This is a genomic window from Rhizobacter sp. P3_B12 (assembly GCF_056402895.1).
Window position 1 is genome coordinate 19,884 of record NZ_JBFUGN010000002.1, and the last position, 13,514, is coordinate 33,397.

General features: G+C 69.7%; 11 protein-coding genes. 9 read left to right on the forward strand and 2 right to left on the reverse strand.

Features of this window, described 5'->3' with window-relative positions; genetic code table 11:
- The first annotated feature begins 4 nt into the window (after nt 1-4).
- The 3 genes from AC1D01_RS00290 (at nt 5) to AC1D01_RS00300 (ending at nt 2,353) form a co-directional block, all read left to right on the forward strand.
- Nucleotides 5-1,117: a DUF8744 domain-containing protein gene (locus AC1D01_RS00290; RefSeq protein ID WP_477864118.1), complete on the forward strand. Its 1,113-nt coding sequence runs from the start codon at nt 5-7 to the stop codon at nt 1,115-1,117.
- A gap of 6 nt (nt 1,118-1,123) precedes the next feature.
- Nucleotides 1,124-1,528: a SirB2 family protein gene (locus AC1D01_RS00295; protein ID WP_477864119.1), complete on the forward strand. Its 405-nt coding sequence runs from the start codon at nt 1,124-1,126 to the stop codon at nt 1,526-1,528.
- A 96-nt stretch (nt 1,529-1,624) separates the two neighbouring features.
- Nucleotides 1,625-2,353, forward strand: coding sequence for a hypothetical protein (locus AC1D01_RS00300; protein WP_477864120.1), 729 nt, complete (start codon nt 1,625-1,627; stop codon nt 2,351-2,353).
- Here AC1D01_RS00300 and AC1D01_RS00305 read toward each other — a convergent pair.
- Both AC1D01_RS00305 and metE read right to left on the reverse strand, forming a co-directional pair.
- A complete protein-coding gene (locus AC1D01_RS00305; RefSeq protein WP_477864121.1) occupies nt 2,350-3,768 on the reverse strand; it encodes a short-chain fatty acyl-CoA regulator family protein in 1,419 nt (472 codons plus the stop codon). The two genes, AC1D01_RS00300 and AC1D01_RS00305, sit on opposite strands and share 4 nt — an antisense overlap.
- Nucleotides 3,769-3,807: 39 nt before the next feature.
- Nucleotides 3,808-6,102 (reverse strand): 5-methyltetrahydropteroyltriglutamate--homocysteine S-methyltransferase, encoded by a 2,295-nt coding sequence (gene metE / locus AC1D01_RS00310; RefSeq protein ID WP_477864122.1) that lies wholly within the window; start codon nt 6,100-6,102, stop codon nt 3,808-3,810.
- 108 nt (nt 6,103-6,210) lie between these two features.
- Here metE and AC1D01_RS00315 point away from each other — a divergent pair, with 108 nt between their 5' ends.
- From AC1D01_RS00315 to AC1D01_RS00340, 6 genes are all read left to right on the forward strand, one after another.
- Nucleotides 6,211-7,122 carry a LysR family transcriptional regulator gene (locus tag AC1D01_RS00315; protein WP_477864123.1) on the forward strand — a complete coding sequence of 304 codons (912 nt, stop codon included), beginning with the start codon at nt 6,211-6,213 and terminating at the stop codon, nt 7,120-7,122.
- 62 nt (nt 7,123-7,184) lie between these two features.
- Nucleotides 7,185-8,324 (forward strand): bifunctional 2-methylcitrate synthase/citrate synthase, encoded by a 1,140-nt coding sequence (prpC, locus tag AC1D01_RS00320; protein WP_477864124.1) that lies wholly within the window; start codon nt 7,185-7,187, stop codon nt 8,322-8,324.
- 15 nt (nt 8,325-8,339) lie between these two features.
- Nucleotides 8,340-10,958: a Fe/S-dependent 2-methylisocitrate dehydratase AcnD gene (acnD, locus tag AC1D01_RS00325; protein ID WP_477864125.1), complete on the forward strand. Its 2,619-nt coding sequence runs from the start codon at nt 8,340-8,342 to the stop codon at nt 10,956-10,958.
- A gap of 28 nt (nt 10,959-10,986) precedes the next feature.
- Complete coding sequence (gene prpF / locus AC1D01_RS00330) at nt 10,987-12,183, forward strand: 2-methylaconitate cis-trans isomerase PrpF (RefSeq protein ID WP_477864126.1); 1,197 nt, start codon at nt 10,987-10,989, stop codon at nt 12,181-12,183.
- Between the two features lie 14 nt (nt 12,184-12,197).
- On the forward strand, nt 12,198-13,061 hold the full coding sequence (locus tag AC1D01_RS00335) for an isocitrate lyase/PEP mutase family protein (protein ID WP_477864127.1): 864 nt from the start codon (nt 12,198-12,200) through the stop codon (nt 13,059-13,061).
- Nucleotides 13,062-13,283: 222 nt separating this feature from the next.
- On the forward strand, nt 13,284-13,514 hold a 231-nt coding region (locus AC1D01_RS00340; protein WP_477864128.1), incomplete at its 3' end, for a hypothetical protein.

Genomic DNA, 13,514 nt, shown 5'->3' on the forward strand with positions numbered 1-13,514 from the left:
GACGGTGTCTCGCTCACCTGGCGCGCTGCTGGCCCGGTCGGTGTTGCCGGCCTTGATCGCTGCCGTGCTGCTGGCGGCGGTGGCGGGCGGGCTGCAGCGCAGCGGCATCGCGCTCGGCACCGGCGCCGTGGCCGGCGCGGCGCTGTTGCAGCATGCGGCTTTGATGCTGTCGGGCCTGCTGGGCACGGTGATCGCCATCGAACGTGCGGTGGCATTGAAGCGCCGCTGGGCCTTCATCGCGCCTTGGGCCAGCGCCTTGGGCGGTGTCGCGCTGCTGGCCGGGCTTCCGGTGGTCGGTGTCTGGGCAGGGGCGGTCGCGGCGGCCGTCTTCGTCGCGGCGAGCGTGGCGGTGCTGGCCCGCCAGGTCGTGCTGCATGCGGGGCTGCTGCTGCTGGGCGCGATCGCCTGGCTGGTGGGCAACCTGCTGTTCGCGCTCGGCGCGGCGACCGCGCTGGTCCTGCCATGGTGGTTCGCCTTCATCGTGCTGACGGTGGYGGCCGAGCGGCTCGAGATGGMCCGGCTGATGCGGCACCCCCCGGCGGTGCAGTTCGCGCTGGTGGCGATTCTTTCGACCCTGCCCGCAGGCGCTGCCCTCACGGGCCGATGGCCGGTCGTTGCCGGGGTGCTGTTCGGCGGCGGCCTGGCGGCGTTGGCGTTGTGGCTGCTGGCTTTCGATGTTGCGCGGCGCACGCTGCACAGCCATGGCCTGAGCCGCTACATGGCGGTCAGCCTGCTGGCGGGGTACGCGTGGCTGGCCGTCGCCGGGGTGGCGTGGATCGGCATGGCCTTCGGGTGCCCGGGGCGGGACTGGGCGCTGCATGCCCTCGGGCTCGGCTTCATCTTCAGCATGGTGATGGGGCATGCGCCGGTGATCCTGCCGGCCGTCGCGCGAACGCGGCTGTGGTTCGGCCCCTGGTTCCATGCTCCGCTGCTGTTGCTGCACGCCTCGTTGCTCGTGCGCCTGCCGGGCAGCCTCGTCGATCCCTCGTGGCGCCGGTTCGGGGCGTTGCTGAATGCCGCGGCGGTGGGGTTGTTCGTCGTCACGGTGCTGGCGTCCGCGCTCGCATGGCGGCTGAAATCCGCGCGGGCGGTGCCGCCGCGAACCCGACCCGAGTGAGCTGCCATGGACTACTTCACCGTCAAGACCCTCCACCAATCCGCCGTGGCGCTGTCGTTCGCCGGGTTCTTCGTGCGCGGGGCCGCCTCGCTGGCGGGCGCGCGCTGGGTGCGCAGCCGGGCGGCGCGGTCGATACCGCATCTGATCGACACCGTGTTGCTGGCATCGGCCTTGACCCTCGCCTGGATGCTGCGGATCCATCCCGGCTCGGCGCCGTGGCTGCTGGCCAAGGTCATCGCGCTGGTGGCCTATGTCGGGCTCGGCGTCATCGCGCTGCGCCCGGGCCGGCCGGCCTGGCTGCGGGCGACGGCCTGGATGGCGGCGCTGCTGACCTTCGGCTACATCGTTTCGGTGGCCATCACGAAGAGCCCATGGGGCGTCTTCTCCGCATTCCTCTCTCCGCATTCGTGAGGCCCTGAATCAGCCTGGGGCCGATGGCGCCCGGGCCCGGTGCCGGCTATACCGTCATCCGGCCTGTCGCCCACCGGCGCAGCAAGGAGACATGACGTGGCATCCACCGACAAGCGCCTGATCCGCCCCTCGCAAGCGCACACCGCCGCCGAGCCCGCCGGTGCGGCGGCCGCGCAGCGCGCGTCGCCGTCCTGGCTGGATGGCAGCCCCCGCATGGCGACACAGCGGCAGCAGCTCGACCACCTGTTCGGGCCGGCGGCACAGCGCTGGATCGGGCCCGGCGAGGAGGCATCGCAGGCGGGGCAACCCATCGTGCAGAGGAAGGTGTATCCGCCCAAGCCGACCCACATCACCGAGCAGCAGGTCGAGCAATGGAACGCCTTCCTGGAAACCTGGGCCACGCAGGTGGTGGAAGCCGACGGCCTGGAAGCCTGGGTGGCCGATGAAGAAGTGACCATGTGGAATCAGGACTTCAACTTCGCGACCTCAATGGGCAATCTGAGGCAGCGGATCCGCACTCACATCCTGACGTACCAGATCAACCTCGACGCCGCGGAGGGCATCGGCTGGGACGACATGCTGCAGGTGATTCGCCTCACCGAACCCTCGCGGCTGTGCACGGTCACCATCGCCACCAACGTTCCCTATGACGGCAGCAAGGGCACCACGTGGTACGTGAAGGGCAACGCAACGGGACGCTCTCAACGCGGAGGGTGGAAGTACAACGCCATGGAGGACGGGTACCTGCCCAGTGCGCGAGGGCAGGTGCGAACCGCCCTGGAAATCCACAACGAAGAGGTCGTGCTGTTCGCGCAGACGGTCTAGGCATTCGCGTAGGGCTCGACCGGCCGCTGGTTCTCGTCGATGCGCAGCGGCCGCCCGAGCGCCGGGAAGGCGCGCTGCGCGCAGCCCTGGCGCTCGCACACCTTGCAGCCGGGGCCGATCGGCGTCACGGCCTGCGGGTCGGCCAGCGCCAGCCCGCGGGCGTACACCAGCCGCGACGCATGCCGGCGGTCGCAGCCCAGCGCCACCGCGAACTCGCGCGGCGGCGTGCCGAAGCCGCCGCTGTCATGGCGGATGCAGCGGGCGATCCAGAGGTAGGTGCGGCCGTCGGGCATCGAGGCCAGCTGCGTCAGCACGCGGCCGGGCTGCGAGAACGCCTCGTAGACGTTCCACAGCGGGCAGGTGCCGCCGGTGCGCGAGAAGTGGAAATCGGTCGCCGACTGGCGCTTCGAGATGTTGCCGGCCCGGTCCACGCGCACGAAGAAGAACGGCACGCCGCGCGCCTGCGGCCGCTGCAAGGTCGAGAGCCGGTGGCACACCGTCTCGAAGCTGACGCCGAAGCGGCGCGCCAGCAGGTCGATGTCGTAGTGCAATTCCTCCGCGGCGGCCAGGAAGGGCGCATAGGGCAGCACCAGCGCACCGGCGAAGTAGCTGGCCAGGCCGATGCGCCCCAGCGCGCGCGATTCGTCGCTGCGGAATTCGCCACCCGCCACCAGCGAGGCGAGGAGCTCGTCGGCCTCGACGAAGGCCAGCTGGGTGGCCAGCTGAAACGCGCGCTGGCCCGGCTCGAGATCCGCATGCAGCGTCAGCAGCCGTGAGCGCGGGTCGTAGCTGCGCAGGCCGGGCGGCGCATCGGCCGCGGCGCTGCGCGTCGAGATGCGGTGCTTCAGCAGCAGGTGCCGCTCGAGCCGCCCGGCGAGATCGCGGGCCAGCAGCGAGGGCGGCTCCATCTCGGCATGCGTGCGCTCGGCCAGCGCATCGAGCTCGGCGACATGGTTGTGGCGCGCGTAGAAGAAGTCGCGCACTTCCTCATGGGGCTGGGTCGGGCCGAGGTCGGGCCGGGCGTCCCGGTCCCCCAGGCCGGCCGCCATGGCTTCGAGGCGCTCCTGCGCATCCCGGGCCACCTTGTGCAGCTGGATCATGCGATTCGCCAGCGCAGGCATCTGCTGCGCCAGGGCCAGCACCTCCGCCTGCGGGATGGCGGCGCCGGCCTCGGCGACCACGTCGTGCAGCTGCGCCATCAGGCGCGCCTCTTCGCTCTCCGAGAAGAACTGCAGGTCGACGCCGAGCGCCGACTGCAGCCTCAGCAGCACCGGCACCGACAGCGGCCGCTGGTTGTTCTCCAGCTGGTTGAGGTAGCTGGCCGAGAGCTCCAGCAGGTGGGCGAGGGCGGCCTGGGTCAGGCCGCGTTGCTCGCGCAGCGTGCGCAGGCGCACGCCGAGGAAAGTCTTTCGCATGGCCTATTCTTGACCATCCGCCTGCCGGAAGCCCGCGCGTCAGGCCGGCTGGCGCAGCGCCTTGGCGGCAGCCACCATGTTGGTCAGCGCCGGAATCACCTCGGCCCATTGGCGCGTCTTCAGCCCGCAGTCCGGGTTGACCCACAGCCGCTCGGCCGGCACGCGCTCGGCGGCCTTCCTCATCAGCTGCACGATGTGCTCCTGCGTCGGGATGTTCGGCGAGTGGATGTCGTACACGCCCGGGCCGATCTCGTTCGGGTACTTGAAGTCCTCGAAGGCATCGAGCAGCTCCATGTCGGAACGCGAGGTCTCGATCGTGATCACGTCGGCATCCATCCCGGCGATGGCCGCGATGATGTCGTTGAACTCCGAATAGCACATGTGGGTGTGGATCTGCGTCTCGTCCTCGACGCCGTTCGCGGTGATGCGGAACGATTCGATCGCCCAGTCGAGGTAGCCCTTCCATTGCGACTTGCGCAGCGGCAGGCCTTCGCGCAGCGCGGCCTCGTCGATCTGGATCACGCGCACGCCGGCCTGCTCCAGGTCGAGCACCTCCTGGCGGATCGCCAGCGCGAGCTGGTGGCACGACACCGAGCGCGGCTGGTCGTCGCGCACGAAGGACCAGTTCAGGATCGTCACCGGGCCGGTCAGCATGCCCTTCATCGGGCGCTTCGTCAGCGATTGCGCGTAGCGGATCCACTCGACCGTCATCGCCTTCGGGCGGCTGATGTCGCCGAACAGGATCGGCGGCTTCACGCAGCGCGAGCCATACGACTGCACCCAGCCGAACTGGCTGAACGCGTAGCCGTCGAGCTGCTCGCCGAAATACTCGACCATGTCGTTGCGCTCGGCCTCGCCGTGCACCAGCACGTCCAGGTCCAGCGCTTCCTGCTCGCGCACGCTGCGCCGGATCTCGGCCTGCATCGCGGCCCGGTAGCCGGCCTCATCGAGGCGGCCGGCCTTGAACTCGCTGCGGGCGTGGCGGATGTCGGCGGTCTGCGGGAACGAGCCGATGGTGGTGGTGGGGAAGGGCGGCAGCTTCAGCAGCGCGGCCTGCTTCGGGGCGCGCTGTGCATAGCCGCTCTTGCGCTCGCCGAACGCGGCGTTGAGCGTCGCCACGGCCGCCTTCACCGCCGGGTTGTTGACGCGCGGCGAGTTGCGGCGCGCCGCGATGGCGGCCTGGTTGGAGGCGAGTTCGGCCTTCACCGAATCACGGCCGTTCTTCAACGCGGCGGCCAGCAGGCGCAACTCGTCCAGCTTCTGCAGCGCGTACGCGAGCCACGACTTCAGGTCGGCATCGAGCTTCTGTTCGCTCGCCAGGTCGACCGGCACGTGCAGCAGCGAGCACGACGGTGCGATCCACAGGCGCTCGCCGAGGCGCTCCTTCAGCGGCTCGAGCCAATCGAGCACCGCGTTCAGGTCGGTCTTCCAGATGTTGCGGCCGTTGATCACGCCGAGCGACAGCACCTTCAGCGGCGACAGGATGTTGAGCAGCGGCTGGATGTCGTCGCGGCCGTTGATCGCGTCGATGTGCAGGCCGGCCACCGGCAGGTTGGCGGCCAGGTGCCGGTTCTCTTCCAGCGGGCCGAAGTAGGTGGCCAGCAGCAGCTTCACGCGGCCGCTCTTCAGGTCGTGGTACGCGGTGTTGAAGGCGTGCTGCCAGTCGGCATCGAGCTCGGTCACGAGGATGGGCTCGTCGATCTGCACCCATTCCACGCCCTGGGCGGCGAGCTTTTCCAGCAGCTCGGCGTAGACCGGCACCAGGCGTTCGAGCAGCGCGAGCTTGCTGGAATCGTCCTTGGYCTTGCCGAGCGCCAGGTAGGTGACGGGGCCGACGATCACCGGCTTGGCCTTGACGCCGGCCTGGCGCGCCTCGGCGAGTTGCTCCAGCAGGCGCGACGCGTCGAGCTTGAACTGCGTGGCCGCGGTGAACTCCGGGACGATGTAGTGGTAGTTGGTGTCGAACCACTTGGTCATCTCGCCGGCGGCGACGCCACCGCCGCAGCAGCCGGCGTGGGCCTCGGCGGTCTCTGCCGATCGGCCGCGCGCGACGCGGAAGTAGTTGTCCAGCACGTCGCCCTGGAAACCCTGCACGCGCTCCGGCAGGTTGCCCAGCGTGAAGCTCATGTCGAGCATCTGGTCGTAGAACGCGAAGTCGCCGACCGGTGCGAGGTCGAGGTCGATCTGGTGGATCCAGTGGCGTTGGCGCAGCTGGGCGCCGAGGGCCTTCAATTGGTCGCGCGAAGACTCGCCCTTCCAGTAGGACTCCAGCGCGAATTTCAATTCGCGCCTGGCGCCGATGCGGGGAAAGCCGAGGTTGTGGGTCGTGGTCATGGCGTGCGTGCGATGGGAGAGATGAGAGAAGCGGTCGCCAGCGTACGCAGCAGGGGTCATGAAGTAAAATGGTATTAATTTGACAATCCATGAGATCGGCTCATCGATATGCTGGAGCGCAGTCACCTGGCCATCGTGCAGGAGGTCGAGAAGCAGGGCTCGCTGACGGCCGCGGCCGGCGTGCTGTGCCTGACGCAATCGGCGCTGAGCCATTCGATGAAGAAGCTGGAGCAGCAGCTCGGCACCGACATCTGGTTGCGTGAGGGCCGCAGCCTGCGGCTGACGCAGGCCGGGCAGTACGTGCTGGCGGTGGCCAACCGGGTGCTGCCGCAACTCGACCAGGCGGAAGAGCGGTTGCGCCAGTTCGCGCAGGGCGAGCGCGGCGCGCTGCGCATCGGCATGGAGTGCCACCCGTGCTACCAGTGGCTGCTGAAGGTCGTTTCGCCGTACCTCGCGGCCTGGCCCGATGTCGATGTCGACGTGAAGCAGAAATTCCAGTTCGGCGGCATCGGCGCGCTGTTCGGCTACGAGATCGACATGCTGGTCACGCCCGACCCGCTGTACAAGCCGGGGCTGCATTTCGAGCCCGTGTTCGACTACGAGCAGGTGCTGGTGGTCGGGCGCGATCACCCGCTGGCCGGCGCGGCCTGGGTGAAGCCGAAGCAGCTGACGCCCGAGGTGCTGATCACCTACCCGGTGGCGACCGACCGGCTCGACGTCTACACGCAGTTCCTGATGCCGGCGGGCGTGACGCCGAAGGCGCACAAGACCATCGAGACCACCGACATCATGTTGCAGATGGTGGTCAGCGGCCGCGGCGTGGCGGCGTTGCCGCGCTGGCTGGTCGAGGAGTACGCGCAGAAGATGGACGTGGTGGCCGTGCGCCTGGGTGCGCGCGGCATCGCGAAGCAGATCTTCCTGGGCGCCCGCGAGGCGGACATCGACATCGACTACCTGCGGGCCTTCGTCGAGCTGGCGCGCCGCTCGTCCTTCGCAAGCCTTGCAGAGTTGCAAGGCTGACTTCGCAAGCCTTCGCCACTTCAGTGTTGTCCCCGGCGTGGCGCATCGCGAAGATGGCGGGCATGAGCACCTTCCAACCGAAGAAGTCCGTTGCGCTGTCCGGCGTCACGGCCGGCAACACCGCGCTGTGCACCGTCGGCCGCAACGGCCGCGACCTGCACTACCGCGGCTACGACATCCTCGATCTCGCCGAGGTCTGCGAGTTCGAGGAGGTCGCCCACCTGCTGGTGCACGGCAGGCTGCCGAGTGCCGCCGAGCTGCGTGCCTACAAGGCCCGGTTGAAGGCGCTGCGCGGGCTGCCGGCCGCGGTGAAGGCCGCGCTCGAGACCGTGCCGGCCGCGGCCCACCCGATGGACGTGATGCGCACCGGCGTCTCGGCGCTCGGCTGCGCGCTGCCCGAGAAGGACGACCACGGCCTGCCCGGCGCGCGCGACATCGCCGACCGCCTGCTGGCCTCGCTCGGCTCGATGCTGCTGTATTGGTACCACTGGGCCACGCAGGGCCGGCGCATCGAGGTGGAGACCGACGACGACTCGATCGGCGGCCACTTCCTGCACCTGCTGCATGGCGAGCGCCCGCCGGCCGCGTGGGTGCGGGCGATGCACACCTCGCTGAACCTGTATGCCGAGCACGAGTTCAACGCGTCGACCTTCACCGCGCGCGTGATCGCCGGCACCGGCAGCGACATGCATTCGGCGGTGGCCGGCGCGATCGGCGCACTGCGCGGCCCGAAGCACGGCGGCGCCAACGAGGCGGCGTTCGAGATCCAGCAGCGCTACGGCACGCCCGACGAGGCCGAGGCCGACATCCGCCGCCGCGTCGAGGCGCGCGAGGTCGTGATCGGCTTCGGCCACCCGGTCTACACTGTCAGCGACCCGCGCAACGTGGTCATCAAGCGCGTGGCCCGGCAGCTCTCCGGCGAGGCCGGCACCACGAAGATGTTCGACATCGCCGAGCGGCTGGAGCGGGTGATGTGGGATGCGAAGAAGATGTTCCCCAACCTCGACTGGTTCAGTGCCGTGAGTTACCACCTGATGGGCGTGCCGACGGCGATGTTCACGCCGCTGTTCGTCATCTCGCGCACCAGCGGCTGGGCCGCACACGTGATCGAGCAGCGGCTCGACAACAAGATCATCCGGCCGAGCGCGAACTACACCGGCCCCGAAGACCGCGCCTTCGTGCCGATCGCCGAGCGCACCTGAGCACAACCACCGCGCATGAGTTCTCCCTACCGCAAGCGCCTGCCCGGCACCGCGCTGGACTACATCGATGCCCGGGCCGCCGTCGACGCCTTGCGCGCCGGCGCCTGGAGCGGCCTGCCGTACACCGCGCGTGTGCATGCCGAGAACCTGGTGCGCCGCTGTGACCCGGCCCTCCTCGACGACTGCCTGCTGCAGCTCATCGAGCGCCGCCGCGACCGCGACTTCCCGTGGTACCCGGTGCGCGTGGTCTGCCACGACATCCTCGGCCAGACCGCGCTGGTCGACCTGGCCGGGCTGCGCGATGCCATCGCGGCGCAGGGCGGCGATCCGGCCGCGGTGAACCCCGTCGTGCCGGTGCAGCTGATCGTCGACCACTCGCTCGCGGTGGAGTGCGGCGGCGACGACCCGCAGGCCTTCGCGAAGAACCGCGCGATCGAAGACCGCCGCAACGAAGACCGCTTCCACTTCATCGACTGGACGAAGCGGGCCTTCCGCAACGTCGAGGTGATCCCGCCGGGCAACGGGATCATGCACCAGGTCAACCTCGAGAAGATGTCGCCGGTGGTCTGGGTGCAGGACGGCCTGGCCTACCCCGACACCTGCGTCGGCACCGACAGCCACACGCCGCACGTCGATGCGCTGGGCGTGATCGCGGTGGGCGTCGGCGGGCTGGAGGCCGAGAACGTGATGCTCGGCCGCGCGTCGTGGATGCGCCTGCCCGACATCGTCGGCGTCGAGCTGGCCGGCCGGCGCCGGCCCGGCATCACCGCCACCGACATCGTGCTGGCGCTCACCGAGTTCCTGCGCCAGCAGAAGGTGGTCGGCGCCTACCTGGAGTTCTTCGGCGACGGCACGCAGGGCCTGACGATCGGCGACCGCGCGACCATCTCGAACATGTGCCCCGAGTACGGCGCCACCGCGGCGCTGTTCTTCATCGACGGCCAGACGCTCGACTACCTGCGCCTGACCGGCCGCGAGGCCGCGCAGGTGAAGCTGGTCGAGACGTACGCGAAGACAGCGGGCTTCTGGGCCGACACGCTGGCCGACGCGCGCTACGAGCGCGTGCTGCGCTTCGACCTGTCGACCATCGTTCGCAACATGGCCGGTCCGTCGAACCCGCACCGCCGCCTGCCCACCAGCGCACTGGCCGAGCGCGGCATCGCGGTCAACCTCGACCAGGCCCGCGCGCAAGAGGCGCAGGGCCTGATGCCCGACGGCGCGGTGATCATCGCCGCGATCACCAGCTGCACCAACACCAGCAACCCGCGCAACGTGATCGCCGCCGGGCTGCTGGCGCGCAACGCGAACCGCCTGGGCCTCGTGCGCAAGCCCTGGGTGAAGACCTCGCTCGCACCCGGCYCGAAGACGGTGGAGCTGTACCTGAAGCAGGCCGGCCTGCTGACCGAACTGGAGGCGCTGGGCTTCGGCATCGTCGCGTTCGCGTGCACCACCTGCAACGGCATGAGCGGCGCGCTAGCCCCCGCCGTCCAGCAGGAGATCCTCGAACGCGACCTGTACACCACGGCCGTGCTGTCGGGCAACCGCAACTTCGACGGCCGCATCCACCCGCAGGCGAAGCAGGCCTTCCTGGCCTCGCCGCCGCTGGTGGTGGCCTATGCGATCGCCGGCACGATCCGCTTCGACATCGAGCGCGACGTGCTCGCGGTGGTCAACGGCCGCGAGATCCGGCTGCAGGACCTGTGGCCGGACGATGCCGAGATCGATGCGCTGGTGCAGTCGTCGGTGCAGCCGGCGATGTTCCGGCAGGTCTACGAGCCGATGTTCGCCATCGCGGCCGCGAGCAGCGAGCGCGTGAATCCGCAGTACGACTGGCGGCCGCAGTCCACCTACATCCGCCGCCCGCCGTACTGGGACCGCGAAGGCATGGGCGCGCTGGCCGCGAGCCCGCGCACGCTGACCGGCCTGCGGCCGCTGGCGATCCTGCCGGACAACATCACGACCGACCACCTGTCGCCGTCGAACGCGATCGGGGCCGATTCGGCGGCCGGCGAATACCTGGCGCGGATGGGCCTGCCGGAGGAGGATTTCAACTCCTACGCGACGCACCGCGGCGACCACCTCACCGCGATGCGCGCCACCTTTGCGAACCCGACGCTGTCGAACGAGATGGTGCGTGCCGGCGATGGCAGCGTGCGCACTGGCTCGCTCGCGCGACTCGAGCCCGAGGGCCGCGTGGTGCGCATGTGGGAGGCGATCGAGGCCTACCTCGAACGCCGCCAGCCGCTGGTCATCATCGCCGGCGCCGACTACGGCCAGGGCAGCTCGCGCGACTGGGCCGCCAAGGGCGTGCGCCTGGCGGGCGTGGAAGTGGTGGTGGCCGAAGGCTTCGAGCGCATCCACCGCACCAACCTGATCGGCATGGGCGTGCTGCCGTTGGAGTTCCTGCCCGGCACCTCGCGGCTGACGCTCGGGCTCGATGGCACCGAGACGTACGACGTGCACGGCGAACGCACGCCGGGCGCCGTGCTGGGCCTGCGCGTGCGGCGCCGCGATGGCGCGATCGTCGATGTGCCCGTCACCTGCCGGCTCGATACGGCCGAAGAGGTGTCGATCTACGAGGCCGGCGGGGTGCTGCAGCGGTTTGCGCAGGACTTTCTCGCGGGCGTGCATTGATCCCGGATTGGCATCCGGGCTACCAGTCATGAGCTTCGTTCCACAGATCCGCATTCCCGCCACCTACCTGCGCGGCGGCACCAGCAAGGGCGTGTTCTTCCGCTTGCAGGACCTGCCCGCATCCGCACAGCTGCCGGGCGAGGCGCGCGACCGGCTGCTGCGCCGCGTGATCGGCAGCCCCGACCCGTACGGCAAGCAGATCGACGGCATGGGCGGCGCGACCTCGTCGACCTCGAAGGTCGTGATCCTGTCGCCGTCGACACGGCCGGGCCACGATGTGGACTACCTGTTCGGTCAGGTCTCGATCGACCAGGCCTTCATCGACTGGAGCGGCAACTGCGGCAACCTGTCGGCAGCCGTCGGCCCGTTCTCGATCGCGCAGGGCCTGGTGCCGGCGGAGCGCGTGCCGGCGAACGGCCTGTGCACCGTGCGCATCTGGCAGGCCAACATCGGCAAGACCATCGTCGCGCACGTGCCGGTGCTGAACGGGCAGGTTCAGGAGACCGGCGATTTCGAGCTCGACGGCGTCACCTTCCCGGCGGCCGAGGTGCAGCTCGAGTTCCTCGATCCGGCCGCCGAGGGGCCGGACGAAGGAAGCGGCGGCGCGATGTTCCCGACCGGGCGGCTCGTCGACGCGCTGGAGGTGCCCGGCATCGGCACGTTCGACGCGACGCTGATCAACGCCGGCATCCCGACGATCTTCGTCAACGCCCGCGACATCGGCTGCACCGGCACCGAGCTGCAAGATGCGATCAATGGCGATGCGCAGGCGCTGGCGCGCTTCGAGGCGATCCGGGCCTGGGGCGCCGTCCGCATGGGCCTGATCCAGGACGTGGCCGAGGCGTCGACGCGCCAGCACACGCCGAAGATCGCGTTCGTCGCGCCGCCGGCCGACTACGTGGCATCGAGCGGCAAGCCGGTGCGTGCCGCCGACATCGACCTGCTGGTGCGTGCGCTGTCGATGGGCAAGCTGCACCACGCAATGATGGGCACGGCGGCGGTCGCGATCGGCACCGCGGCAGCCATCCCCGGCACGCTGGTGAACCTGGCGGCTGGTGGCGGCGTGCGCAGCGCGGTGCGCTTCGGCCACCCGTCGGGCAGCTTGCGCGTGGGCGCCGAGGCGCGGCAGATCGACGGCCAGTGGACCGTCACGAAGGCGCTGATGAGCCGCAGCGCCCGTGTGCTGATGGAAGGCTGGGTGCGCGTGCCCGGCGACAGTTTCTGAACGAGAGCAAGCCCATGTCGACCCGTCAAACCCTCAAGGCCCTCGCCGCCGCCCGCCGCGGCGTGATCGTTCCCGGCGCGTTCAACGCGATGTCCGCCAAGGTCATCGCCGACGCCGGCTTCGAGGCGATCTACGTCACCGGTGCCGGCGTCACCAACATGTGGTTCGGCATGCCCGACCAGGGCTTCATGGGCCTGGCCGAGATCGCCGACCACACCGCACGCATCCGCGATGCGGTGGAACTGCCGCTGATCGTCGATGCCGACACCGGCTTCGGCAACGCGCTGAACGTGTACCACACGGTGCGCGTGCTGGAGCGTGCGGGGGCCGACTGCATCCAGCTCGAGGACCAGGTCGCGCCCAAGCGCTGCGGCCACTTCGCCGGCAAGGACGTGATCCCGCTCGACGAGGCGCTGGGCAAGATCAAGGCCGCCGTCGACGCGCGGCGCGACCCGGACCTGCTGATCATGGCGCGCACCGATGCCGCGGCCACGCAGGGTTTCGACGCGGCGGTCGAGCGCGCGCAGCGCTTCGCCGAAGCGGGCGCCGACATCCTGTTCGTCGAGGCGGTGACGACAGCCGACGAGGTGCGCGCGCTGCCGCGCCGCCTGGCGGCACCGCAGCTGGTCAACATGGTGATCGGCGGCAAGACGCCGATCGTCGGTGCCGACGAGTTGAAGGGCCTGGGCTACGGCTTCGTGCTGTATGCCAATGCCGCGCTGCAGGGCGCCGTGGCCGGCATGCAGCGCGTGCTGGGGGTGCTGCAGCAGGCCGGCCGCGTCGACGAGGATCCGGCGCTGGTCGTGCCGTTCGCGGAGCGGCAGCGGTTGGTCGACAAGCCGCGCTGGGATGAACTGGAGCAGCGCTACGCGCCGTAGCGGCTCCGTCATGAATCGGTCAATTTTTGGCCGACATCCAAGCTGACTGTCGCGCAGGTGACGCGATTGGTCAGATGTCGGCGAAGATTTTCGTGATCCTGATAACGGTTCCAGCGTAATCAGTGCGTCCGGAGGCGGGCACGCAACCTGCGCTGCAGTCAGATGCGCCGCCGGCGTGTCGACGCCGAACTCACGGACCTCCCCGAAAAGCCGAACTGACCTATGAGGATTGCCGCACTGTGGGCCCAACGCGCGGAGAGCCTGCGCGCGACGGATGCCTTCGCCTCCCGCGCCATCGATGTCGAACAGTTCAGCGACACCGAATCGCTGCTGCAGGCGTGGCGGGACACGGAGTTCGACGCGATCCTGGTGCAGGCCGACACCGCGCTGAGCCGCGACTGGTTCGACGTGCTGCGCACCCGCGCCGCATCGCGCGCGCCAATCGTCGCGGTC

What these genes read in the sequence shown, in the direction of transcription:
- AC1D01_RS00295 (WP_477864119.1), top strand. Translation starts at nt 1,124, where the DNA reads ATGGACTACTTCACCGTCAAGACCCTCCACCAATCCGCCGTGGCGCTG.
- AC1D01_RS00305 (WP_477864121.1), bottom strand. Translation starts at nt 3,768, where the DNA reads ATGCGAAAGACTTTCCTCGGCGTGCGCCTGCGCACGCTGCGCGAGCAA.
- AC1D01_RS00315 (WP_477864123.1), top strand. Translation starts at nt 6,211, where the DNA reads ATGCTGGAGCGCAGTCACCTGGCCATCGTGCAGGAGGTCGAGAAGCAG.
- prpC (WP_477864124.1), top strand. Translation starts at nt 7,185, where the DNA reads ATGAGCACCTTCCAACCGAAGAAGTCCGTTGCGCTGTCCGGCGTCACG.
- prpF (WP_477864126.1), top strand. Translation starts at nt 10,987, where the DNA reads ATGAGCTTCGTTCCACAGATCCGCATTCCCGCCACCTACCTGCGCGGC.
- AC1D01_RS00335 (WP_477864127.1), top strand. Translation starts at nt 12,198, where the DNA reads ATGTCGACCCGTCAAACCCTCAAGGCCCTCGCCGCCGCCCGCCGCGGC.